The 22,664-nt window shown below is 63.7% G+C and carries 21 protein-coding genes; 5 read left to right on the top strand and 16 right to left on the bottom strand.

Features of this window, described 5'->3' with window-relative positions; genetic code table 11:
- Window positions 1-67: 67 nt before the first annotated feature.
- On the bottom strand, window positions 68-1,201 hold the full coding sequence (locus NKT35_RS00995) for a M14 family metallopeptidase (protein WP_254297945.1): 1,134 nt from the start codon (window positions 1,199-1,201) through the stop codon (window positions 68-70).
- Window positions 1,202-1,329: 128 nt separating this feature from the next.
- Window positions 1,330-1,884, bottom strand: coding sequence for a phasin family protein (locus NKT35_RS00990; protein ID WP_254297944.1), 555 nt, complete (start codon window positions 1,882-1,884; stop codon window positions 1,330-1,332).
- Between the two features lie 183 nt (window positions 1,885-2,067).
- Between NKT35_RS00990 and phaR the strand changes: the two genes are divergently transcribed.
- The 5 genes from phaR (at window position 2,068) to NKT35_RS00965 (ending at window position 9,771) form a co-directional block, all read left to right on the top strand.
- A complete protein-coding gene (gene phaR, locus NKT35_RS00985; RefSeq protein WP_254297943.1) occupies window positions 2,068-2,628 on the top strand; it encodes a polyhydroxyalkanoate synthesis repressor PhaR in 561 nt (186 codons plus the stop codon).
- A 74-nt stretch (window positions 2,629-2,702) separates the two neighbouring features.
- Window positions 2,703-3,998 (top strand): methyltransferase domain-containing protein, encoded by a 1,296-nt coding sequence (locus NKT35_RS00980; protein WP_254297942.1) that lies wholly within the window; start codon window positions 2,703-2,705, stop codon window positions 3,996-3,998.
- A 168-nt stretch (window positions 3,999-4,166) separates the two neighbouring features.
- Entirely contained in the window at window positions 4,167-5,252 is a 1,086-nt protein-coding gene (locus NKT35_RS00975) for an RICIN domain-containing protein (RefSeq protein WP_254297941.1), read from the top strand.
- 520 nt (window positions 5,253-5,772) lie between these two features.
- Entirely contained in the window at window positions 5,773-7,089 is a 1,317-nt protein-coding gene (gene rimO, locus NKT35_RS00970) for a 30S ribosomal protein S12 methylthiotransferase RimO (RefSeq protein WP_254297940.1), read from the top strand.
- Between the two features lie 165 nt (window positions 7,090-7,254).
- Window positions 7,255-9,771, top strand: a complete 2,517-nt coding sequence (locus NKT35_RS00965) for an EAL domain-containing protein (RefSeq protein WP_254297939.1) — start codon at window positions 7,255-7,257, stop codon at window positions 9,769-9,771.
- A 21-nt stretch (window positions 9,772-9,792) separates the two neighbouring features.
- On the opposite strand, the gene NKT35_RS00960 is transcribed toward NKT35_RS00965, so the two are convergent.
- From NKT35_RS00960 to efp, 14 genes are all read right to left on the bottom strand, one after another.
- Window positions 9,793-10,542: a CsgG/HfaB family protein gene (locus NKT35_RS00960; RefSeq protein WP_254297938.1), complete on the bottom strand. Its 750-nt coding sequence runs from the start codon at window positions 10,540-10,542 to the stop codon at window positions 9,793-9,795.
- 347 nt (window positions 10,543-10,889) lie between these two features.
- Window positions 10,890-12,173 (bottom strand): serine--tRNA ligase, encoded by a 1,284-nt coding sequence (serS, locus tag NKT35_RS00955; RefSeq protein ID WP_254297937.1) that lies wholly within the window; start codon window positions 12,171-12,173, stop codon window positions 10,890-10,892.
- A 2-nt stretch (window positions 12,174-12,175) separates the two neighbouring features.
- Window positions 12,176-13,507 carry a replication-associated recombination protein A gene (locus NKT35_RS00950; RefSeq protein WP_254297936.1) on the bottom strand — a complete coding sequence of 444 codons (1,332 nt, stop codon included), beginning with the start codon at window positions 13,505-13,507 and terminating at the stop codon, window positions 12,176-12,178.
- A gap of 49 nt (window positions 13,508-13,556) precedes the next feature.
- Window positions 13,557-15,485, bottom strand: a complete 1,929-nt coding sequence (locus tag NKT35_RS00945; RefSeq protein ID WP_254297935.1) for a BglG family transcription antiterminator — start codon at window positions 15,483-15,485, stop codon at window positions 13,557-13,559.
- Between the two features lie 29 nt (window positions 15,486-15,514).
- Window positions 15,515-16,255 (bottom strand): 2-dehydro-3-deoxy-phosphogluconate aldolase, encoded by a 741-nt coding sequence (dagF, locus tag NKT35_RS00940; RefSeq protein ID WP_254297934.1) that lies wholly within the window; start codon window positions 16,253-16,255, stop codon window positions 15,515-15,517.
- Between the two features lie 2 nt (window positions 16,256-16,257).
- Window positions 16,258-17,370, bottom strand: coding sequence for a DgaE family pyridoxal phosphate-dependent ammonia lyase (locus NKT35_RS00935; RefSeq protein ID WP_254297933.1), 1,113 nt, complete (start codon window positions 17,368-17,370; stop codon window positions 16,258-16,260).
- Window positions 17,354-18,487: an amidohydrolase/deacetylase family metallohydrolase gene (locus tag NKT35_RS00930; RefSeq protein ID WP_254297932.1), complete on the bottom strand. Its 1,134-nt coding sequence runs from the start codon at window positions 18,485-18,487 to the stop codon at window positions 17,354-17,356. The genes NKT35_RS00935 and NKT35_RS00930 overlap by 17 nt, the downstream gene beginning before the upstream one ends.
- A gap of 10 nt (window positions 18,488-18,497) precedes the next feature.
- Window positions 18,498-19,160 (bottom strand): DUF4310 family protein, encoded by a 663-nt coding sequence (locus tag NKT35_RS00925; protein WP_254297931.1) that lies wholly within the window; start codon window positions 19,158-19,160, stop codon window positions 18,498-18,500.
- Window positions 19,161-19,177: 17 nt separating this feature from the next.
- Window positions 19,178-19,951: a DUF4311 domain-containing protein gene (locus NKT35_RS00920; RefSeq protein ID WP_254297930.1), complete on the bottom strand. Its 774-nt coding sequence runs from the start codon at window positions 19,949-19,951 to the stop codon at window positions 19,178-19,180.
- Window positions 19,942-20,274 carry a DUF4312 family protein gene (locus NKT35_RS00915; RefSeq protein WP_254297929.1) on the bottom strand — a complete coding sequence of 111 codons (333 nt, stop codon included), beginning with the start codon at window positions 20,272-20,274 and terminating at the stop codon, window positions 19,942-19,944. The genes NKT35_RS00920 and NKT35_RS00915 overlap by 10 nt, the downstream gene beginning before the upstream one ends.
- Window position 20,275: 1 nt before the next feature.
- Complete coding sequence (locus NKT35_RS00910) at window positions 20,276-20,638, bottom strand: SFCGS family glycine-rich protein (protein ID WP_254297928.1); 363 nt, start codon at window positions 20,636-20,638, stop codon at window positions 20,276-20,278.
- Window positions 20,639-20,658: 20 nt separating this feature from the next.
- On the bottom strand, window positions 20,659-20,991 hold the full coding sequence (locus NKT35_RS00905; protein WP_254297927.1) for a hypothetical protein: 333 nt from the start codon (window positions 20,989-20,991) through the stop codon (window positions 20,659-20,661).
- A gap of 178 nt (window positions 20,992-21,169) precedes the next feature.
- Window positions 21,170-21,358 carry a GNAT family N-acetyltransferase gene (locus tag NKT35_RS24145; RefSeq protein ID WP_371926486.1) on the bottom strand — a complete coding sequence of 63 codons (189 nt, stop codon included), beginning with the start codon at window positions 21,356-21,358 and terminating at the stop codon, window positions 21,170-21,172.
- A gap of 706 nt (window positions 21,359-22,064) precedes the next feature.
- Window positions 22,065-22,628, bottom strand: a complete 564-nt coding sequence (efp, locus tag NKT35_RS00895) for an elongation factor P (RefSeq protein ID WP_254297925.1) — start codon at window positions 22,626-22,628, stop codon at window positions 22,065-22,067.
- Between the last annotated feature and the right edge of the window lie 36 nt (window positions 22,629-22,664).

Raw genomic sequence — 22,664 nt, 5'->3', positions numbered from 1 at the left:
CCCGCGCGTTTGGCCGAATGGCAAAAAAGCCGGCTTGAAGCCGGCTTTTCTCATGGAGGCGCAGGTTTTATTCGCGTTCCAGGTCGTTGAGCACGGCGTAGATCGGCGACAGCGCCGCTTCGCCCAGGCGCAGGCTGCGCTGGCCGTTCCAGCCGAAGTCGTCGTCAGGCAGATTGTGATTATCCTTGAATGGCATTTCCAGCGTGAAGGCGAGACAGCCGAACTGCTCGCACGCCCAGTTGGTGGCGATGCCCATATTCGCCTTGCCGGCCTCGTTGCGCGGATAGCCGTGTTCGGTCTGGAAGTCCGGGCTGGCCAGCAGGAAGTGATGGCGGAAGCTGTCGGCCACCTGTTCCAGGTTTTCATTCCACGACGGCGCGCCTTCGGTGCCGGCCAGGAAGACGTAAGGAATGTTCTCGTCGCCGTGGATGTCCAGGAACAGGTCCACGCCGGTTTCCAGCATCTTTTCGCGCACCACCAGCACTTCCGGGCTGGTTTCCGGGCTGGGGTTGGCCCATTCGCGGTTCAGGTTGGCGCCGGCCGCGTTGGTGCGCAGATTGCCCAGCACTGAGCCGTCCGGATTCATATTGGGCACCACGTAGAAGGTGGCGCGGTCCAGCAGCGCGCGGCTGGTCGGGTCTTGCGGGTCCAGCAGGCGGTTGAGGAAGCCTTCCACAAACCATTCAGCCATGGTTTCGCCCGGATGCTGGCGCGCGGTGATCCAGATCTTCAGATCCGATTCCACTTCATGGCCTATGGTCAGCAAGTTCATGTCGCGGCCCTGCACCGTGGAGCCGAGGTCGGAGACCTGGCACAGGCCGGAGCCTTGCGCCTGGCCGATCAGATTCAGGTGCTGGTCGTAGGAGTAGGGCTCGAAATAGGCGTAGTAAATGCTGCCCGACAGCGGCACGTGCTCGATCACCATCACGCCGTCTTCGTAGTGGGTCGGCACGCGGAACCAATTGACGCGGTCATAGGAGGCCATCGCCTGGTAATCCACCCAGCCTTGCGGGTAGGCGCATTCGGAGGCGTTGAGGAAGCGGAAAGTGCAATGTTGGTAGGCAGCCCCTTGCACGCGGAAGTAGAACCATTGCGCGAACTCGGCCGCGTTGTCGCGGCGAATGCGCAGCTGGATGTCGTCAAGGTTTTCTGAAGAGACGATCTCGATGCTGCCGGCGTCGAAGTTGCTGCTGATTTTCATGCGGAGAGTCCGTAGTGCTTGCTCAATCTTTGGAATCGCGATTGTAAACCTGTCGGCGGCATCGCGCACCCGTCAAAATGAAAACCCCGCCGTGAAAGGCGGGGTTATGGCATGGCGATCGCCTATCCTTACACGGTGGCGCCGCGCTTGGCGGAGTTTTTCACCGCGTCGGCGGTGGCGCTGGTGGCGGCCTTGACGCTGCTGTCGGTGAACTCGGCCACTTGCTGGGCGGCCTTGCTGAAGGTGTTGACGGCGGCGGCGGCGGCGGCGACCGAGGTCTTGACCGCGTTCAGCGTGGCGTCGGAGCCGGCCGGGGCATTCTTGGCCACGGACTCGATGGAGCTGATCAGCGACTTGTTGAAATGGCCGACGCTGTCTTCCACCAGCTTGCTCAGTTCGGTCTGGGCGCCGGACACGACTTCGTACACGTCGCGGGAGTGGCTGACCAGCTTGTCGATGGATTGAGTCGCCAGCTTGTTCAGGTGGTTGATCGCTTCCTGGCCGTCTTTCAGTTCAGACAGTTGCTTGGCCACCTTGGTATTGTCTTCCAGCGATTGCTTGGAAGCGTCCAGTTGCAGTTTGACCAGGCGCTCGGCGCTGTCCAGAGCGATCTGGGCGAAGCGCAGGGTGGATTCGATGCCGGTCAGGGACAATTTGTTCAGCTGTTCATTGTTGAAGGACATGGTGTAAAACCTCCATTACGTGGAAAATGGGGTCAGACGGACTTCTACAGGTGTTGTGCGCTGCACAATGACGCGGAAATGTAGCACAGGCGATTGCTAGTTGATAGAAGATTTACTCTAGTCTGTTGTATTTATGTTAGATTGCCACCGCACAACACCACGACAATAAACCAGGAGCGCTAAATGAGTGTTGAGAAACGGGTCATCAAGAAGTATCCGAACCGCCGCTTGTACGATACCGCCACCAGTTCCTATATCACGCTGGGCGACGTCAAGCAGCTGGTGCTGGACAATGTGGACATCCAGGTGCAGGACGCCAAGACCCAGGAAGACATCACCCGCAGCGTGCTGCTGCAAATCATTCTGGAAGAAGAAAACGGCGGCATGCCGATGTTCAGCTATGAGGTGCTGACCCAGTTCATCCGCTATTACGGCCAGGCGATGCAAGGCATGATGGGGCCGTTCCTGGAGAAAAACCTGCAACTGTTCTCGCAACTGCAGCAAAAAATGCAGGAACAGACCAAGGCGATCTACGGCGAAAACGCCATGCTCAACGCGCCGCTGTGGGGCGAGTTCATGAAGCTGCAAGGCCCGGCCATCCAGAACATGATGGCCAGCTATATGGAGCAGAGCACCGGCATGTTCCTGGAAATGCAAAACCGCATGCAGGAGCAGACCAAGCAGTTGTTCGGCGGCTTCGGTTTCCCGGCCTATCCGGGAGCGGAGGACAAGGACAAGTCCTGATTCGCGGCGCGCGCGATCATCCAAGGCCGAAGCGGTGACTGCTTCGGCCTTGTCTTTATCTACTAGGGAGCGCCATGGGGCTGGATGAGGATGGAAGGCTGAGCCGCGCGCAGCGGCTGCATCTGTCCGGCGAGGCGGAGGCGGCCGAGCGGGCCTATCGATGCTTGCTGGACGACTCGGAGTTGGGCGCGTCCGCCAGGCATTGGCTGGGTTTCCTGCTGTCGCAGCAGGATAGGCTGGATGAGGCGCTGCCGCTGCTGGAGCAGGCGGTCGCCGCCGACGGCAGCCACGCCGAGTGGCATTTCAATCTGGGGCTCGCCCGCGCGCGGCGGGGAATGGACGAGCCGGCCGCGGCAGCCTTGCGGCGGGCGGCCGAGCTCGACCCGACGCGTTATTTCTACTGGACCAATCTAGGCGCGCAGTTGCTGCGCATGGGGCGCGGCATCGATGCCGAGCAAGCCTTGCTCCAGGCGGAGCGACTGGACCCGCAGTGCCCCGACGCCTTTTATCTTTTGACGCAGGCCTTGCTTTTGCAGGAGCGCCATGACGAGGCCAGGCGTTGCAACGCGCGAGGGGTGCTGGCGGAGCCGCCCGGCAAGATGCCGCCGCTCGCGCAAGCGCAGGCGCTGTGCCAGTTGGGACGGATGGATGAAGCCAGGGAGATGGCCGAGGGCTGGTTGCGGATGCGGCCGGACCACCCGGTAGCGCGCCATCTGTTGGCGGCTTTCGGCGGCGCCGATGCGCCGGCCGCCTGCGCGGAGGCGTATGTGGGCAGCGCCTTTGATGCTGCGGCGCCGAGTTTCGAGCAGGATCTGGCGCGCTTGCGCTACCGCGGCCCGCAGTGGCTGACAGAATGTTTGGCGCGCCATGCGCCAGGCGGCCGCGCATTGTCCGCGCTGGACCTGGGTTGCGGCACCGGGCTGGCTGGCGAGCGCCTGCAGCCCTATGTCGGCAGATTGGACGGCGTGGACTTGAGCGGCGGCATGTTGGCGCAGGCGCAGGCCAAGGGGATATACGCCAGCTTGGCGCAGGCGGAGCTGCGCGCCTTTCTCCGCTCGGCGGGAAGGCGTTGGCAGTTGATCGCCTGCATGGATACTTTGACCTATCTGGGCGATCTGGACGAGGTGTTCGCTTGCTTGGCGCGGCAGACGGAAGCGGGCGGCTTGCTGTTGTTTTGCGTGGAAAGGCTGGGCGACGCCGCTGGCGATTATCAATTGCACCATAGCGGCCGCTATCGGCATGCCTCGCCTTATCTGGATCGGCTGCTGGGGGATAAATGGAGCGTGCTGGAGCGGGCGGTGATGCCGATGAGGGACGAGGCAGGCTGTCCGGTGGAGGGGGAGTTTATTTGCGCGCAACGTTTGGCTTGACGCGCATAGCGATTATTTTAAACAAAATAAAAATAATTAAGCCGTTTATTTGTAATTAATGCTTATTGATTAATTGCTCTAACTCAGGTATCCCTATGGCTATCGCTGCGCGCAACGTTTGGCATCGCTTGCGCTTTTTTCCCGTCGATATCGTTAAGGATGACCGCGATGATAGCCAAAACCTCGCTCCCGCTGCTGCTGTTGCTTGCCGCCTCCCCGCTGGCCCACGCCTTGGGCAAAACGCCTGGCAGCTATACCAACTACCGTTTTCCCGCCGCCGCTTCCGCCGGCATGGATGCCGTGGACTTCACTATCACGGTGAACCGCGATCCGGGTTATGCCGCCAACGTCTATTGGGCTAACCAATTTGACCTTGTCGGCGCCTCTGGCGCTTATACCGGCATGCAGAGCAATGGCGGCGGCAAGCGCACCTTCCTGTTTTCCGCCTGGGATACGTCCGACGCCAAGGCCGGCAGCCCGGGCAGCTACTGCACCACCTTTTCCGGCGAGGGCACCGGCCGCAGCTGCCGCATCCATGTGGACTGGACGCAGGGCCACCGCTACCGTTTCCATGTCGCCTACGAGGGGGGCGGCTGGCTGGGAGTGACCGTCACCGATCAAACCGACGGCAGTTCGTTCAAGCTCGGCAGCATCAAGACCGCGGCCAGCAAGATCTCGCCAAACAATATGGTGAACTGGACCGAATACTTCGAATGGAACAGCAATCGCGCCACCTGCCTGGGGCAGCCGTACAGCAAGGCCACTTTCGGCGCGCCCAGCGGCTGGGTGGCGGGCCGGCTGGCGCCGGCCAGCATAAGCGGCACCTCGGTCAGCGATGCTTGCCGCGCCTTTTCCAAAGTCACCGCCTATAGCCAGAGCAGCGAGCAGGAGAATGGCATAGGCAACAGCACGCGGGGGCCGATAGCCAACGGCGGGCAGTGCCTGGATGCCAGCGGCGGCGTGAGCGAGGGCGCGGCGGCGATCGCCTATGGCTGCCACAGCGGCGGCAACCAGGCCTGGGTGCATGCGAAGGATGGCACGCTGCAGTTGAAGGACAATTACTGCCTGGAAGAGAATGGCGGCGGCGTGGACATCCGCAACTGCAGCGGCAAGTCGGTCTGGACGCGCAATGGCAGCCAGATACGCAGCGCGAGCAGCAAGCGGTGTCTGAGCGCCAACCGCTCCGGCCAGCCGGTCAGTCTGCTGCAGTGCAGCGGCGCGGCCAGCCAGAGCTGGAATTTGCCGGCGCGCTGACGCGGTCCAAGCGTATCCGGCCTAGCCAGGCGGGGTTCGCTGCTTGAGCATGCAGCCAGCAGAGGCTTGGTTTGAAACCTCATGCTCTTGAAGATATTCGTCCTGCGCCAACTTCCCCCTCGCCCAAGCGCTCAACCTTGGGCGAGCGGCCTCTCAGGCTGATCAATGGCAAGCAGGCGGAGGGCGGCGCATCAGCAACCGGCAGGCGGCGTTGTCAAATGCCACCGCGCTTGGGCTCCATGCTCATGCTTGGACGGCCGCTGGCTTTACGCTGCGCCATGTAGATGAGCCGGGCCCGGATCGGATCGCCATGCCGCCGGGGCTGGCGGAGGAGGCCGAACATCCGATGCCGGTACTGGTTTCCGCGCAGAAGTAAACGCGAGGGCGCGGCGATGCCTGCCGGCGCGCTTTTTTCGGTCGGCCGCGGCGTGCCCGGGCTGTCGCGTTAAACCAGATGAGTATCGCGAAGCAAACCGTTGTATAATCGCGCGATTTTGTTTTCACGCCTAAGATTTCGACCATGAACAAGACCCCTCGCGTAGGGTTCGTTTCGCTGGGCTGCCCCAAGGCAGCTAGCGATTCCGAGCAGATCCTGACCCGCCTTCGCGCCGAAGGCTATGAAATCGCGCCGTCCTACGACGGGGCGGACCTGGTGGTGGTGAACACCTGCGGCTTCATCGATTCCGCCGTCGAGGAATCGCTGGACGCCATCGGCGAAGCGCTGAATGAGAACGGCAAAGTGATCGTCACCGGCTGTCTGGGGGCCAAGGGCGATGTGGTGCGCGATGTGCACCCGTCGGTCTTGGCCGTGACCGGTCCGCACGCCACCGAAGAAGTGATGACGGCGGTGCATACCCACCTGCCCAAGCCGCATGACCCCTTCGTCGACCTGGTGCCTGACATCGGCGTGCGCCTGACGCCCAAGCATTACGCGTATTTGAAGATTTCCGAAGGCTGCAACCACCGTTGCACCTTCTGCATCATCCCGTCCATGCGCGGCGATCTGGAAAGCCGCCCCATCCACGACGTGCTGCGCGAGGCCGAAAGCCTGGCCAAGGCCGGAGTCAAAGAGATCCTGGTGATCTCGCAGGACACCTCGGCCTACGGCGTGGACACCAAGTACAAGATGGGCTTCCACAACGGCCGTCCGGTCAAGACCCGCATGACCGAGCTGTGCGAGGAACTGGGCCGTCACGGCATCTGGGTGCGCCTGCACTATGTTTACCCGTACCCGCATGTGGACGAGGTGATTCCGCTGATGCGCGACGGCAAGATCCTGCCCTACCTGGACATTCCGTTCCAGCACGCCAGCCAGAAAGTGCTGAAGCTGATGAAGCGTCCGGCCAACAGCGACAACGTGCTGGCGCGCATCAAGAAGTGGCGCGAGATCTGCCCGGAACTGGTGATCCGCTCCACCTTCATCGTCGGCTTCCCCGGCGAAACCGAAGAAGACTTCGAAGAGCTGCTGACCTTCATCCGCGAAGCCGAGCTGGACCGCGTCGGCTGTTTCACCTACTCCCCAGTGGAGGGCGCCACCGCCAACGAGCTGCCGAACCCGGTGCCGGAGGAGGTGAAGGAGGCCCGCAAGGAACGCTTCATGGAAGTGCAGGCCGAGATCAGCGCCAGCCGCCTGGAGCGCCGAGTCGGCCAGACCCTGCAGGTGCTGGTGGACGAGATCGACGACGAAGGCACGGCCGTGTGCCGCAGCTATGCCGACGCGCCGGAGATTGACGGCCTGGTGTTCGTCGAAGACGCGGCCGGCATGCAGGCTGGCGAGTTCTACCAAGTGGAAATCGTCGATTGCAGCGAGCATGATCTGTGGGGCGTGCGCAAGTAAGCTTGCCCGCGCATGGGGCCGAAAATGGCCGCGCAGCCCGCAAAGAAAGCCCCGTAGACTGGTTCTGCGGGGCTTTTTTATCATGACAAGCCGATTTAAACCCTGGTTGCCATCGGGTTAAAGGTATAATGCCTGTCACATAAATCGCTTTCATTTGCATTTGCCATGTCTTATCACCCGCCTTCGATCGCCGACATCGTGTCATGCGAGCTGCTGAGTTGCGATCCCTCGCAATCCGTGCGCGAAGCCGCCAGACGGATGCTGGCCGCCGGATATAGTTCCATCCTGGTTCGGGAGGCGGGGGGGCGGGTGTGCGGCTTCTGGACGGAGGCCGACGCGCTGGAGCTATGCCGAAGCGGCGGCGACGCCGATCAGCCTATCCAGCAGGCGATGAAGCCTCCGCCGGCCGAGCTGGCGCATGATCTGAGCCTGCAGCAGGCAGTGGACGCGTTCCGCGGCCGGCAGCTGCGCCATGCGCTGGTGTGCCGCAACGGACAGCCTTTGGGCATGCTCACCCTGACCGATATCGTGCGCAACCAGGGCTTGGAATCATTCCTGATGGTGAAGCGGGTGGCGGATTTGCCGGTGGCGGCGGCGATTCCCCTGCCGGCAACGGCAACGGTGATGGAAGGCTTTAGCCGGATGTGCGGGCAGAGCCTGACCGCGCTGGCGGTAAAGCTGGACGATGGCGGCTATGGCATCGTCACCCAGCGCGACGTGCTGCGCTGGCTCGCCTCCGGCAAGCTGCCGGCTACGTTGGGACAGGGCTGTCGCCAGCCCTTGATCGGCGTGTCGGCCGGCGCCAGCCTGTTGCAGGCGCGCCGCGTGCTGCGTCAGCACAATATCCGCCACCTGGCGGTTTTTGCCGACGATGGCCGGCTGTTGCGCATTCTGGGTTTCGACGACATCGTCAACGGCATCGAGCACGAATACCTGAACGAACTGCACGAGGCCCTGCGCCAGCGTGACGAAGCGCTGCAGCAGTCGCGCCATAGCCTGCTGCTGGCCGACAAGGTGTTCGAATCGACGATGGAAGGCATCGTCATCACCGACCCCAACGGCGTGATCCAGTCCATCAACCCGGCCTTTTCCCGGATTACCGGCTATAGCCGCGAGGAAGCGCTGGGCCAGACGCCGGCGATGCTGAAGTCCGGCAAGCAGCCGCCGGAGTTTTACCAGCAGATGTGGCGCAGTCTGGCGCGCGACGGCCGCTGGCAGGGCGAGGTGGTGAACCGCCGCAAGGGCGGGCTGCTGTATACCGAGCATCTCAGCATCACCGCCATTCGCGACGGCGCCGGCGAATGCCTGCATTACGTGGCGGTGTTTTCCGACATCACCCAGCGCAAGCAGGCGGAGGAGCGGCTGCACTTCCTGGCCAATCACGACGCGCTGACCAGCCTGCCCAACCGCACGCTGTTCCTGGAACGGCTGCAAAGCGCGGTGGATAGGGCGGGCGAGGAGCGGCGTCAGCTGGCGCTGCTGTTCATCGACCTGGACCGCTTCAAGCTGGTCAACGACACGCTGGGCCATTACGCCGGCGACCAGCTGCTGGTGCATATCGCCCGCCAGCTGCAATCGCGCCTCAAGCCGACGGACACCGTGGCGCGGCTGTCCGGCGACGAATTCACCGTGCTGCTGGAGAACGTGGACGGCGAAGCGCAGGCCGCCGCCGCCGCTCAGGACATGCTGGACGCGATATCGGAACTGTCCGAGGTGTCCGGCCAGCAGATGTTCATTTCCGCCAGCATAGGCATCAGCCTGTATCCGCTGGACGGCGAGGAGGCCGACACGCTGCTGGTGCATGCCGATACGGCGATGTACCGCGCCAAGGAGCGCGGCAAGAACGGTTTTCAGTTTTACACCGCCGACATGAACGCGCGGGCTTTGGAGCGGCTGAAGCTGGAGTACAGCCTGCACCGCGCCTTGGCTCAAGGCGAGCTGGAGCTGTGGTATCAGCCCAAGGTGGCGCTGGATTCCGGCGAAATGATAGGCGCGGAGGCGCTGCTGCGCTGGCGCCATCCCGAACTGGGGCTGGTGTCGCCGGATCGCTTCATTCCCATCGCCGAAGAAAGCGCCTTGATCGGGCAGATCGGCGCCTGGGTGTTGCGCACGGCCTGCGCCGATATCCGCGATTGGCAGCGCCGCGGGCTGAAGCCTGGACGGGTGGCGATCAATGTCTCCGGCCGCCAGCTCAAGCATGGCGATTTCGTCGAGCAATTGCGCCAGGCGCTGGCCGATTATGGCCTGGGCAGCGAATGCCTGGAGCTGGAAATCACCGAAAGCGTGGTGATGGAAGAGGGCGGCGCGATGATAGAGATGCTGCGCCGGCTGCAGGAACTGGGGCTGTACCTGTCCATCGACGACTTCGGCACCGGCTATTCCTCGCTGTCTTATCTCAAGCGCTTGCCGGTGCGCGGCCTGAAGATAGACCGCTCCTTCATCGCCGATCTGCATCATGACAGCGACGATGCGGCCATCACGCGCGCCATCGTTTCCATCGCCCATAGCCTGGGCTTGGACGTGGTGGCCGAAGGGGTGGAGGAGGAGGCGCAACGCCTGTTCCTGCTGGAACAAGGCTGTTATTGCGCCCAAGGCTATTTGTTCAGCAAGCCGCTGCCGCGCGAGACGTTTGAGTGTCTGCTGGTGCAGCCGCGTAGGAAAATGCCGCTGTCACCCCTTTAATGTTCAACAGCTGGCATGTCCTTATTGCACCTTCAATTGGCCGCCGGTGCCCAAGCCGCCTTTGACGGTTTGCATCTTATAGTTCTTCACCGCTTTTACCATGTTGTTGTAAGCATCGGTGAAGGCCGCGACGATGACTTTGCCTTCCGGAGTATTGGAGTAGCCGCTTATGGATCCATTGTTGCGGCTGCCGAACAAGGAGCCGACCGCGCCGAAGTCCATATTTTTGGCGCTGCCTTCCGCTGCGGCGATTTGCACACTGGAGCGGTTATCCACCAGGGTCAGCAAAGTGCTAGCCTCTTTGCTGTGAATGCTGCCAGCCACGGCGCCGGCAACGGAGCCGAGCGCGCCTGGCAGCAGACCGGCAAGGTTGCCGCCCAGGCTGCCGGCGTCTTGATTGGAGAAGGTGATGGTGGGGACTAGCGCATAGTCTGCGGCCGCCATCTTGCCTTTGCCGAAATTGGAGTTTTTGCGCAGCTCACCGCTCTCACGCAAAGCACGCTCACCCATCATGGCATTCATGCCCCTGCCGCGCTCAACCACGACAAAACAGTTGGATTGCTGAATCAGCAGTTTCAGCATCGGCACGGTAGAGGGTAGCTTGTATTCGTTGGTCAGCATCAGATACCACGGGGAGGTGGTGTCTTCCATCAATCCCAATGTGCCTAGCGGGCGGGGGCAATGCTCCAGAGCGGAGTTGGCGCCTACGGCATTCGAGCCTGCGGCGGATCCGGTGGCCACGGTTTTAGCACCGAGATTGCCCATGTCCATTTGTGCGCAGCCTCCGAGGGCGGACGTGAGGATTAGCAAAGGGGATAGATTCAGTAAGCGGGAGCGAGCCATTGTGGATTTCTCAGTTCGAGTCGGTAGCAAAAAAATTGCCTCTATTGAGGCGACATATGATTTTCATGCATATGTTCTAAGCAAAAATAAACAATATTATTACATTATCTCAAAAGCATAGTAATATGGAAAGTGTCTTAATAATGACAATATGGATTTATTGATCAAAATTAAAGCGTATTTCATTCCGTTTGAGAGGGCCGGGGCGGGTGGGTGCGGGGCAGGCGTAAAAAAACCGGCCCATGAGGCCGGTTTCATTTTCGATGGCGCTAAGCTCAGCCGCCTATCCTGTCCTTGCCCATGAAGGGGCGCAGCACGGTCGGAATGGTCACGCTGCCGTCGGCGTTCTGGTAGTTTTCCAGCACCGCCACCAGGGTGCGGCCCACCGCCAGGCCGGAGCCGTTCAGCGTGTGCACCAGCTGGTTCTTGCCGCTTTCGTCCTTGTAGCGCGCCTTCATGCGGCGAGCCTGGAAGGCCTCGCAGTTGGAGCAGCTGGAGATCTCGCGGTAGGTGTTCTGCGCCGGCAGCCACACTTCCAGATCGTAGGTCTTGGCTGCGCCGAAACCCATGTCGCCGGTGCACAGCGTGATCACGCGGTAGGGCAGCTCCAGCGCCTTCAGGATGTTCTCGGCGTGGCCCACCATTTCTTCCAGCGCGGCGTAGGAGTTTTCCGGCTTCTCCACGCGCACCATTTCCACCTTGTCGAACTGGTGCTGGCGGATCATGCCGCGGGTGTCGCGGCCGTAGCTGCCGGCTTCGGAGCGGAAGCACGGCGAGTGCGCGGTCATCTTCTTCGGCAGTTCGCTCTCTTGCAGAATGGTGTCGGCGACGGTATTGGTCAGCGTCACTTCCGAGGTGGAGATCAGGTATTGCGGCGCGGCTTCTTCATCGCCGCCGCGGGTCACCTTGAACATGTCCTCGGCGAATTTCGGCAGCTGGCCGGTGCCCAGCAGCGCGCTGTCGTTGACGATGTACGGGGTGTAGTGCTCTTCGTAGCCGTGGCTGCCGGTATGGGTGTTCAGCATGAACTGGGCGATGGCGCGGTGCAGGCGGGCGATGTCGCCCTTCAGCACGGTGAAGCGCGCGCCGGACAGCTTGGCACCGGTTTCAGCGTCCAGGCCCAGCGGGGTGCCCACGTCCACGTGGTCTTTCGCCTCGAAGTCGAACTGGCGCGGCACGCCCATGCGGCGCACTTCCACATTGTCGTTTTCGTCCTTGCCGGCCGGCACCGATTCGTGCGGCAGGTTGGGGATGACCAGCAGCCAGGCGTCCAGCTTGCGCTGCACGTCTTCAAACGCCTGCTCGGCGGCCTTCAGCTCGTCACCCAGGGTGGCTACTTCGGCCAGAATGGCGGAGACATCTTCACCCTTGCTCTTGGCGATGCCGATCTGCTTGGAAGAGGAGTTGCGCTTGGCTTGCAGTTCCTGCATGCGGGACTGCAGCGATTTGCGCTCGGATTCCAGCTGATTGAAAGCGGCGGTGTCCAGGGTGTAGCCGCGGTCCGCCAGGCGGGCGGCGACGGCTTCGATGTCATTGCGAAGTAAGTTGATGTCGAGCATGATTATTCCTGTTTTTCACTATCGGGATTTTGCTGGGCGTCTGCATCCAGCTGACGCAAAAAAGCCAGTTTGTCCTGAATCTTGCTTTCCAGTCCGCGCGGCACAGGGCGATACCATTCGATGTCTTCCAGGCCTTCCGGCAGATAGGTTTCTCCGGCGGCGTAGCCATGGGGCTCATCGTGCGCGTAGCGGTAAGCGTGGCCGTAGCCCAGTTCCTTCATCAGGCGGGTCGGCGCGTTTCTCAAGTGTACCGGCACCGGACGGGATTTGTCCTGTTTCACGAAGGTGCGGGCCTCATTATACGCCATGTATCCGGCATTGCTCTTGGCCGCCACCGCCAAATAAATCACCGCTTGTCCCAGCGCAAGTTCGCCTTCCGGGCTGCCCAGCCGTTCATAGGTGGCCGCGGCGTCATTGGCGATCTGCATGGCGCGCGGATCGGCCAGGCCGATGTCCTCCCAGGCCATGCGTACGATGCGCCGCGCCAGGTAGCGCGGGTCGGCGCCGCCGTCCAGCATGCGGCTGAGCCAATACAGCGCCGCGTCCGGGTTGGAGCCGCGCACCGATTTGTGCAGCGCGGAGATCTGGTCGTAAAAGGCGTCGCCGCCCTTGTCGAAGCGCCGGGCGTTCAGCGTCAGCACTTCTTCCAGAAACGCAGCGTCGACCTCGGCCTGGCCGCGCGCTTGCGCCGCGGTGCGGGTCTGCTCCAGCAGGTTCAGGAAGCGCCGCGCGTCGCCGTCGGCGTAGCCGGTCAGCGTGGAGACGGCCGCGGCGTCGAAACTTAGTCCGTCCAGCGCGCCTTCCGCCCGCGCGCGCTCGAACAATCGCTTCAGCTCGTCCTCGCTCAGGCTGTTCAACACATAAACCTGGGCGCGCGACAGCAGCGCGGAATTGACTTCGAACGAGGGGTTTTCCGTGGTGGCGCCGATGAAGGTGATCAGGCCGGATTCGACAAAAGGCAGGAAGGCGTCCTGCTGGCTCTTGTTGAAGCGGTGGACTTCATCGACGAACAGAATGGTGCGCTTGCCGGAGCGCTGCAGCACGGCGTGAGCCTTCTCCACCGCCTCTCGGATATCTTTTACGCCGGCGAACACCGCGGAGATGGGGATGAATTCGGCGTCGAAGCTGGCCGCCAGGATGCGCGCCAGCGTAGTTTTGCCCACGCCGGGCGGCCCCCACAGAATCATGGAATGCGGTTTGCCGGCCGCCACCGCCAGGCTCAGCGGTTTGCCGGGACCGATCAGATGCTGCTGGCCGATCACCTGATCGAGCGCGTGCGGACGCAGCGCTTCGGCCAGCGGTTTTTGCGGTTCGACGGAAAAAAGATCGGACATGGTTGCGCGGATGTGGCGGTGATTCGGGCGAACAGTATACCAGCTGTCGTCAGCCGGACGTTCCCTGGCGGCGGGCCAGACAGTCCATGGCCACCTGCTTGAAGCTGGAAAAGTCTCGGCAGGCCAGCAGTCTGGCCGAGGCGCGCTCGCGCATCAGCGACACGAACAGGTCGTAGATCACCATCGCCTCTTCGTAATCGTCCTTGCTGATGGCCAGCAGGAAGATCACGCGGGCGGTATTGCCATCGCCCCAGTCTACGCCTTGCGGCGCGAGCACGGTGTAGACGGCGGTCTTGCCGGCCAGCAGGCCCAGCGAGTGGGGCAGGGCGATGCCGTCGCCCAGCATGGTGCCGAGTATGGCTTCTCGTTCGATCACGGAAGGACAGTAGTCAGGCCCGACATAGCCTTCGCGCTGCAACTGGCCGCATAGGCGGTGAAACAGTTCGTCCTGGCCTATGGGCTGGTCCAGTCTCATAAAGTGGGCGGGCTGAAAATAGCGCTCCAGCATGGCGCAGCGGCTGCGGTCCGGCTGCACCATGCGCGCCAGCTGCTCCAGCTGGTAGTCGGACGGGAAGGGCGATGCCGTCAACACCGGGCGGTTCTTTTCCTCCAGCCGCGCGGTGGAAATCACGAAATCGGCGTTGACCGCCGGCAGCGCTTCGTATTCCTGGCGGCTGAGCGCGCCGGCGATGCCTATCTGCGGGAAGCGGCGGTGCAGCATCGCCTCCAGCATGCGCAGCGTGGAGGTGCCGCTGTCGCAGACCAGCAGCGCCTGCGGTCGATAAATGAAGCCTATCTGGTAATGCCGCTCCAGCCCGACGCCGATGTGCAGCACCAGGTAGCCGATTTCATCCTCGTTGATCCGGTACGGCGAATGGCGCGCCCAGCTCGACACCGCCGCCAGCGTGATGTCGTAGGCCATGGCGTAGTGCTCCTTGATGTCTGCCAGCACCGGATTGGGCAAATTGATTTGGTAGCGCACGCGGGTGATCATGGTTTTGACGTGGGTGACCAGGTCTTCGGCCAACCGCGGGTCATGGCGCAGATCGTAATTGTAGTGTGTCTTGATGTAGTCCAGCAGGTAGCGCACCAGTGCCTCGGCATCGTCGGCGTTGATGGCGCCCGCTTGCGGCGGGCAAGTGCTGCGCGCCGCAATATGGATGGCGAGAAAGGCTTCTTCTGATTTCGCCAGCGCTGCGCCGCCGCGTTGGCGCAGCAGTGCGGCGAGCCGGCGCGCCAGGTGGCGCGCGTCTGGTCCCGGCTCGTCGCAGTCGAAATCGTCCAGCGGGTAGCCTTGGCGCAGGCGCATGCAGGCGATGGTGCCGTAGCGGCTGAGAAAATCCATGCCTTCGTCGGTCAGGCGCAGCGGGCTGCTCTGCAGCGCATCGGCCAACACGGCCTTGGCCGCGGCCAGGTCGTCGTCGAGTTCTGCCATCGCCAGCAGCGGGTGTTCCGGCGCGTCGCGCGCCAGCAGGCACAGCAGCTCGGTCAGGCAGACGCGAATGGCGGACTCGCGGCCCAGCAGCTTCATGCCATGGTGCGGGCGGGTTTCGATGGCCAGCTGGTAGCGCGTCAGCCAGTCGCGCACCGCGGCCATATCGCTTTGTAAAACCGAGCGGTTGACGAACCATTCATCGGCGATGTCCTGAAGCTTCAGCGAATAATCGGCGGTGAGGAAGCGCCACAGCAGGCCGCGCACTCGTTCGGCGCCGGTGCGCGGCCGCCTCCGCGACGGCGCTTCGGCCTGGCTGAGTTGTTCGAAACGCTCGGCGTCGTCTATCGCCAGCCGATAGCCCTCTCCCCGCTCCAGCACGAACTGCGCGCCGTGCTCGTTCAGCAGCTCGTTCAGCGTGCCGATGTCGCTGCGCACGGTGCGGGTGGACACCGCGAGCCGCCGCGCCAGTTCTTCCTGCGGCAGCGTTTCCGCCTGCAAGGCTGAGAACAGCTGGGAGAGACGGGGATGCGGGAATCTAACCATGGCTACCTCGGGACTGGCGGGGGGCGGAATCAGGCCAGCGCGGCCTGGCTCATTTCCAACAGTCTGCGCACGTCGGCGGGACGGGTGCAGCCGCTGGCGGGATCGATGATGGAGCTGTAAACGTGCGGAATGACGCGCGGCACGCCGGCATCCAGCGCGATGCGCAGAATGTCCTCATAGTTATGGAGGTCTATGCCGCCGGTTGGTTCCAGCCAGAAGTCGTGGCGGGCGCAGGCTTCCGCCACCGCGCGATATTCGTCGCGGTATTTGAGGCCGTCCATCGAGAAATACTTGATCGAGTCGGCGCCCATGTCTTTCAGCATGGCGATGGCGGTTTCCACCGGCACCACGCCGGCCGGCGCGCGCGCGCTCAGCGGTCCGGTGGAGATCTTGACCATGCCCACCAGCCCGCAGGGCGACACCAGGCCGTTGACCACGGTCTGGTCCTGGCCCAGCAGCGCGCGGCTGGCGGCCACGCCGGTGAATACCTGGTTCACGTGCTGAGGCTGCAGCTGGCCGGCGATGGCGCTGACCATGGCGGACTGCCGCGGATCGCCGGCGCCCAGGCCGACCGAGACGGCGTTGTCTATGGCGGCGGCGCAGTCGCGCATGTCGGCCACCGCGCTGGCCACGTCCGGGTAGTTCTTGGACAGCAGGCCCACCAGCACATGGCCGGCGGCGGCGTCGTAGATTTCCAGCGCGTTGCGTTTGCTGCCGGCCAGCACGTTCAGGCAGACGCGGTCTTGGAGAAAGTTGGGAGTCAGTCGCATATTCAGTTTTCCTTCAACAGGGTTTCGATGCAATGGCCCAGCGTGGCGAGCTGCTGCTCGTCCACGCTGCGGATGTCGAATTCCAGCCGGCCTTCGTTGGCGTGGTATTCGCGGCAATACACGGCGGGATTGCCCGCCTTGAGGCGTTTCGCGGCGGCGGCGGCATCCAGGCCGGCGGCGGACGGATCGAAGGCGACCTCGGCGCGGGCGATGTCGCGGCCGGCGCTGTCCCAGGCTATCTGGGCGCGGATGCCGGGCAGGCGGTTGAGCCGCGCCAGCAGCGGTTCCAGCCGGCGCGCCATCTCGGCGCCGCCGGCCTTGGGCGTGGACAGATAATGTTCGACGGCGGCGGTCAGGCCCAGGATGCCTTCCTTGCCTATCTTCATCGCTCGGCCTATGCCCTTGCCTTGCAGCTTGACCCACTCGACGCACTGGCGGCGGCCCAGCACCAGGCCGCTGGACGGGCCTTCCATCGCCTTGGCGCCGCTGTAGATCACCAGGTCCGCGCCCAGGCGGTAGTAGAGGCGGAGGTCTTCCTCGGCGGCGGCGTCCACGATCAGCGGCACGCCGCGAGCGCGCGCCACGGCCACCGCTTCTTCCACTGTCGGCATGCTTTTCTGCACGGCGTGGTGGGACTGGATGTAGAGAATGGCGGCGGTGCGGGCCGTGACGGCGGCGTCCAGCTGGGCCGGCGTGCACTCATTGGCCCAGCCGGCCTCGACCACCTTGCCGCCGCCCAGCGCCACCATGGTGGCCACCGGCGCGCCGTAATTCACGTTGTGGCCCTTGGCCAGCACAATTTCGTCCGGGCCGCCCACCGGCTTGGCGTGCAGATTGACCAGCAGGTCCGGGTCGTCGCGGACGATGACGGCGGCCACCGACAGCGCGATGCCGGCCGAGGCGCAGGACACCACGGTGGCGGCTTCCGCGCCCAGCAAGCCGGCCAGATGGTCGCCGGTCTTGTCCACCAGATTCTGCATTTCAAAGTAATGCGCCATGCCTTGGCGCGCGGCGTCCATCACTTCCGGCGCCGGCGTGGAGACGCCGAGGAGGGTCATGCGGCCGGAGGCGTTGATCACCGGCTTCAGGCGGTATTTGTCATGGATGGAAGACATGATGGCTTTTCCCTTCTGCTGTGGGCCACACCTTGCCGGCGACGATGGCGGCCAGCGGGCGCAGCGTTTGCGAGGCCGGCAGGCTGCCGCCTTCGCTGTCGGCGAGGACGGCGTCGCAAGCGGCGAGGTCGAAAATGGTGAAATCGGCGTCGGCGCCGATGGCCAGCCGGCCCTTGCCGGGCAGGCGCAGCGCGTCGGCGGCGCGGGCGGTCACGCAATCGATCAGCCGCGGCAGCGGCATGCCCAGCGCCAGGAACTTGGACATCACGTGGCCCAGGCCGTATACCGGGCCGGACACGCGGTTGCGGCAGTAGATGTCGGAGCTGATGGTGTGCGGATAAATGCCCTGCGCCAGCGCGGCGCGCGCCACCTCGAAGCTGAAGCTGGCGCTGCCGTGGCCCACGTCCAGCAAGACGCCGCGCTCGATGGCGGCGACGATGCCGCGGCGCAGCCGCGCCTGGCCGTCCAGGATGCGGTTGGGCTTGCCGTTGAAGCAGTGGGTCAGGATGTCGCCCGACTCCAGCAAGTCGGCGATGTCGTCCAGCTCCGGCGGCGTATTGCCCACGTGCACCATCAGCGGCAGGCCGCCGGCCTGGCGTTGCATGTCCTTGGCCAAGACCAGCGGGGCCAGGCCGTTCTGGCCGACCACGCTACCGCTGAGGCGGGCCTTCAGTCCGACGACAAAGCCCTGATGCTGGCGGATGGCGGCCAGGGCCAGCGGCAGGTCCACATCGGCCAGATCCGCCAGCTCATGCTGGGTGGCCAGGCCGATGCGCGAGATATTGAGCAGCGCGCGCACCTCGGTGCGGGCGGCATCGGCATGGCGGCGGAAGCGGGCGATGTCGTCGACGCCGGCGCTGCCGGCGTCCACCACGGTGGTGACGCCGCCGGCTATGCCCACCGCGTCCGGCGCGTCGCGGTAGATGGGCGACTCCGGGAAGCAATGCACATGGCCGTCTATCCAGCCGGCGCTGAGATAATGGCGGCCGGCCAGCTCCAGCGCGCGTCGGGCGGGGCCGTCCACCCGGCCGATGGCGGCGATGCGGCCGCCGGCCGCGGCGATGTCGGCCAGCTCGCCATCGGGCAGGCGGGCTTGGCGAATGATCAGATCGTACATGGCGTCTCCGTCAGGCCAGGGCGACCGGGAACAGCGCGCCGAACAGCATCGCGCCCAGGATGGCGCCGCCGGTGATGGGCTTGCCCCATAAGTAGAAGGCCAGCGCGCCCAGCAGCGAGCCGATGCCGATGGGAATGGAGGCGGCGATGGCGGACAGGATGATCAGCGGGCCGAGGAAGCGGCCGGACGAATTGCCCGCTCCCATCATCACGTCCGCGCCGAAAGTGGAGTTGCCCTGGTTGATGGTGAACTTGCGCGCCAGGATGATGGCCGCGCCTATGGCCAGGCCGGCGGCGAAGCCGGTGAGCAGCGCGCCGAAGAAGTTCTCCACCGGCCATAGCACGCCGGCGCCGAGGAACATGGCGGGGATGCCCAGGCCGACGCCGGTCATGATGGCGCCGCCTATGTCCAGGATGCCCACCAGCGAGCCCTCTATCACCCGGGCGAACAGGAAGCTGGCGCCGAAGGCGGCCACCGCGCCGTAGACGCCGGTGTCTATGCCGGAGCGCAGCATAGAGACGAAGGCCACCTCGTTGAAGGCGCCGATGCCGTACACGTAGTACATATGGGTGCCGGCGAACACGCCGGAGGACAGCAGCGCCACCAGCAGCGGGAAACTCCAGTCCGCGTACCAGAAGTTGCGCTTCAGCTCGTCGATTTGCACGTCGTCCATGCTCAGTCTCCTGTCTATCAGCCGCGCACGGCGTGGTGGAAGGCATGCAGCCAGTCGGGCGCAGCCAGGCGGAAGGACTCCAGCATCTTCAAGTCGAAGCCGCGGAAGAAAGCGCTCATCAGGAACAGGGCGACGATGGCGCCCATCATCACCTTGGTGATGCGGTTCCAGCCGCCGTCATCCACGCCCTTGCCGATCAGGATGCCCAGTACCAGGCCGGGCACGGCGTTGCCCATGATCAACTGGGCCAGGCCGCCGAAGATGGTGCCCCAGAAGCCGGAGCGCTTGCCGGCCTCGATGGCGGCCAGCCAGAAGATCACCGGCATGATGATGTTGACCAGCAGATTGGCCGCCGGCACCAGCACCTTGACCGCGGTGATCTGCAGCGCTGCCGGCACGGCGGAAGCGGTGGTATTGAGGAAAGCCACCACCAGCATGCCGATCAGGCCGCAGACCAGGGCCATCTTCTTGGGGTTGTGCAGCGTTTCGGCCAGGTTGCGGTTGCGCGACAGCAGCGCCGCCGCGCCCCAGTGCGGGATGATGCGGTGGTCTATGTCTTGGGTGAAGGCGCCGGCGGCTACGGAGGATGCCCAGGCGTTGAAGAAAAAGCCCAGGCCGAAGGAGAAGTGCGAGGCCGGATCGCCCTCGCAGGAGTTAAGCTCGCCCAGCGTGCGGAAGGCGCCCATGCCCTGGGTGGTGGGCGCGTGGAACATGCGGGCGGCGCCGGCGCCGACGGCGGTGCCGACCAGGCCGCCTATCGCCAGCGATTTGAGGAGTATGGTCAGGAACATGGGCGCGTCCTCGTGAAGGAGCGGGGTGGAACGGGGGCGAAGGCCACGCTGTCGGCATCGATGGCGGAGACCTGCGCCGTGACTTCCAGCGCCACCGAGTAGCGGGTGCGTTCGCGCGGCAGGAACAGGAAGAGGAAGCGCTCGGTCGTCGTCGCCTGTTCGGCATGGATCACTTGGACCTCATGCGGCTCGATGCGCAGCAGCACCTTGTCGCTCTGTCCCAGCACGGCGCGCTGCACCTTGGACAGCGCGTCGGCGAAGGCCTGCGCCTTGCTGTCGCCCTGGCCGGACACCTGCACGGTGGCGAGGAAGGTTTGTTTCATATCAGCCGCCGTGCTTCTTTAAATAGGCGGCCACCAGGCGCTGGCCCAGTTCCTCCTTGTCCATGAAGCCGAAGCCGAGCACGTTGTAGCCCTCCTCGATGGCGGTGACGCCTTCCTCGATCGAGCGCATGCCGTAACGGGCCTTGTAGCCGTGCTTGGTCTGGGCGGTGATGGCGCCGGCGCCGCCGCTGCCGCAGAAGGAGATGCCCAGCTGGGCGTTTTCCGCCTTCATCACGTCGCCGAGCTTCATGTCGGCGGCCATGCCGGGAATCACCACCGCGCGGCCGCTGGCCTGCTCCACGCCGGCCGCCACTTTCTGGCCCTTGCCCAGGCGGTCTCCAATCACTACGGTAATTTGGCGCATTGCATTCTCCTTGCGGCGGATCAGGCCTGGTTCTGGGCCATTTCGAAATGGATGGACAGCAGCAGCGCCTCGTCGGACGGCAGGTTGCCGAACAGCGCGACCACGTCCTGGGACAAGCGCATCGCGACGGGCGAAATCTCGTCGAACAGCGAGCGGTCGAAATCCGGCAGGCCCTCGCCGGTCAGCGAGCGGCGCGCCATGGCGCGCACATGGGACTCCAGCTTCAGCTGCTGGCTGTCGCTCAGGCATTTGCCGGCGGCGTCCAGCAGCGCTGGGACGCGAGCCAGCACTTGGCCGCTCAGCGCGTCTATTTGTTGCTGGGCGTGTTCGGGGGACAGTACGGAGTGGGACATGGCGGGTTTCCGTTGAGTTGGCAGTAGGGTCGAGGACTACTGTAAGCAAGGGAGCCGGCCGCTTGTAGCTGGTTTTTTTCCAGTTGGGAGCGGAAATCCGCGCTGCGGAATTGCGGGGTGGAGGGGAGGCGGCGCTGGTCGTGCGGGGCGCATGAGTAAAGCGCCGCCTGCCCATGGATCAAGACGGTGCGCCTGCCTCAGTGAGACATTTGCGCATGAATACGCTCAAGGGGTGGGCCGGGTAGTCGCCGAAAGGACCGCAAACGGCATAGCCTTGCCGGGCGTAGAAAGCCAGAGCTTCTGCTTGATAGGGACCGGTTTCGAGCATGGCGACGGGACAGCCGCGAGCGCGGGCGGTGGTTTCCAGCTTGTCGAGGATGTGCCGCGCGCCTCAGGGCGGACGTACATGCGTTTGACTTCGCCGTAACCGCAGTTGAGGACCATTGCGCCGCAGCCTACGGCGTGGCCATGTTCGGTCCGCGCTACGGCGAACAGCACATGATCTTGAGCCAGGGCGTCAAGGTTGAGCGCATAGCGCGCTTCGGCGGGATAGAGCGTGTCTTGATAGGCGTCCAGCTCGGCGATGAGCTCCATGGCTTCGGTCTGCCTGGATGTTTCGAGCGCGACATGCATGTGTGGGCTTTCTGAGTGGTCATGGGAGAGATTATCGCCATTGGCAATATTTATTCAATTTGCATTTTCGTGGGAGGCTGGAAGTCTTAAGGCACACGGTTGGATAGGCGGCATGCCGCTTGCTTTCGTCGTTTGAAGGCGAATTGCCCAGTGCTCAGGATACCCGCCCCCTTGCGGGAGAGGGAGGAAGAGGGGCGAGGCCAACGCAAAGGGCGAGTAGTGGATAGTAGGTAGGGCGTGATGAGTGATAGGGATCGGTGATGATGGGTGAGGGAGGAGCGGTGGGAGTCGGCGGCGTTGGCGGCGGATCGCCCCGCATGCGGGGCATCCGCCTTACAGCCCCTCTCCCCTCGCGGGAGAGGGGTTGGGGAGAGGGGGCGAGGCCAAAACAAAAGCGCCCGGTTTCGGGCGCTTTTGCGGGCACAACGGTCAGGAAGAGCTTAGGCGCGCTTCTTGAATTCGTTGGTGCGGGTGTCGATTTCGATCTTTTCGCCGGTGACAACGAAGGCCGGAACCTGAACTTCGAAGGTGGTGCCTACCAGGCGAGCCGGCTTCAGAACCTTGCCCGAGGTGTCGCCGCGCACGGCCGGCTCGGTGTATTCCACTTCGCGGATCACGGTGGTCGGCAGTTCTACGGAGATGGCCTTGCCGTCGTAGAAGGTAACCTGGCAAACGTCTTCCATGCCGTCAACGATGAAGTTGATGGTGTCGCCCAGGTTGTCGGCTTCCACTTCGTATTGGTTGAAGTCGGAGTCCATGAACACGTACATCGGGTCGGCGAAGTAGGAGTAGGTGCAGTCCTTGCGGTCCAGCACCACTACGTCGAACTTGTCGTCGGCGCGGTATACGGTTTCGGTGCCGGTGCCGGTCAGCAGGTTCTTCATCTTCATCTTCACAACGGAAGCGTTGCGGCCGGACTTGCTGAATTCAGCTTTCTGAACAACCATCGGGTCGTTGCCGACCATGAATACGTTACCAGCGCGCAGTTCTTGTGCGGTTTTCATTGCGTATGAGTCCCAAACTCTTGAATTAACAGCGGA

Origin of the sequence: Chromobacterium sp. IIBBL 290-4 (assembly GCF_024207115.1) — a bacterium.
Lineage (GTDB): Bacteria > Pseudomonadota > Gammaproteobacteria > Burkholderiales > Chromobacteriaceae > Chromobacterium.
The sequence above is the reverse complement of the archived record's forward strand: the minus strand, read 5'-3'. Positions and strand labels throughout refer to the sequence as shown.

Coding starts and splice junctions, on each gene's coding strand:
- NKT35_RS00995 (WP_254297945.1), bottom strand. CDS start 1,201: ATGAAAATCAGCAGCAACTTCGACGCCGGCAGCATCGAGATCGTCTCT.
- NKT35_RS00990 (WP_254297944.1), bottom strand. CDS start 1,884: ATGTCCTTCAACAATGAACAGCTGAACAAATTGTCCCTGACCGGCATC.
- phaR (WP_254297943.1), top strand. CDS start 2,068: ATGAGTGTTGAGAAACGGGTCATCAAGAAGTATCCGAACCGCCGCTTG.
- NKT35_RS00980 (WP_254297942.1), top strand. CDS start 2,703: ATGGGGCTGGATGAGGATGGAAGGCTGAGCCGCGCGCAGCGGCTGCAT.
- NKT35_RS00975 (WP_254297941.1), top strand. CDS start 4,167: ATGATAGCCAAAACCTCGCTCCCGCTGCTGCTGTTGCTTGCCGCCTCC.
- rimO (WP_254297940.1), top strand. CDS start 5,773: ATGAACAAGACCCCTCGCGTAGGGTTCGTTTCGCTGGGCTGCCCCAAG.
- NKT35_RS00965 (WP_254297939.1), top strand. CDS start 7,255: ATGTCTTATCACCCGCCTTCGATCGCCGACATCGTGTCATGCGAGCTG.
- NKT35_RS00960 (WP_254297938.1), bottom strand. CDS start 10,542: ATGGACATGGGCAATCTCGGTGCTAAAACCGTGGCCACCGGATCCGCC.
- serS (WP_254297937.1), bottom strand. CDS start 12,173: ATGCTCGACATCAACTTACTTCGCAATGACATCGAAGCCGTCGCCGCC.
- NKT35_RS00950 (WP_254297936.1), bottom strand. CDS start 13,507: ATGTCCGATCTTTTTTCCGTCGAACCGCAAAAACCGCTGGCCGAAGCG.
- NKT35_RS00945 (WP_254297935.1), bottom strand. CDS start 15,485: ATGGTTAGATTCCCGCATCCCCGTCTCTCCCAGCTGTTCTCAGCCTTG.
- dagF (WP_254297934.1), bottom strand. CDS start 16,255: ATGCGACTGACTCCCAACTTTCTCCAAGACCGCGTCTGCCTGAACGTG.
- NKT35_RS00935 (WP_254297933.1), bottom strand. CDS start 17,370: ATGTCTTCCATCCATGACAAATACCGCCTGAAGCCGGTGATCAACGCC.
- NKT35_RS00930 (WP_254297932.1), bottom strand. CDS start 18,487: ATGTACGATCTGATCATTCGCCAAGCCCGCCTGCCCGATGGCGAGCTG.
- NKT35_RS00925 (WP_254297931.1), bottom strand. CDS start 19,160: ATGGACGACGTGCAAATCGACGAGCTGAAGCGCAACTTCTGGTACGCG.
- NKT35_RS00920 (WP_254297930.1), bottom strand. CDS start 19,951: ATGTTCCTGACCATACTCCTCAAATCGCTGGCGATAGGCGGCCTGGTC.
- NKT35_RS00915 (WP_254297929.1), bottom strand. CDS start 20,274: ATGAAACAAACCTTCCTCGCCACCGTGCAGGTGTCCGGCCAGGGCGAC.
- NKT35_RS00910 (WP_254297928.1), bottom strand. CDS start 20,638: ATGCGCCAAATTACCGTAGTGATTGGAGACCGCCTGGGCAAGGGCCAG.
- NKT35_RS00905 (WP_254297927.1), bottom strand. CDS start 20,991: ATGTCCCACTCCGTACTGTCCCCCGAACACGCCCAGCAACAAATAGAC.
- efp (WP_254297925.1), bottom strand. CDS start 22,628: ATGAAAACCGCACAAGAACTGCGCGCTGGTAACGTATTCATGGTCGGC.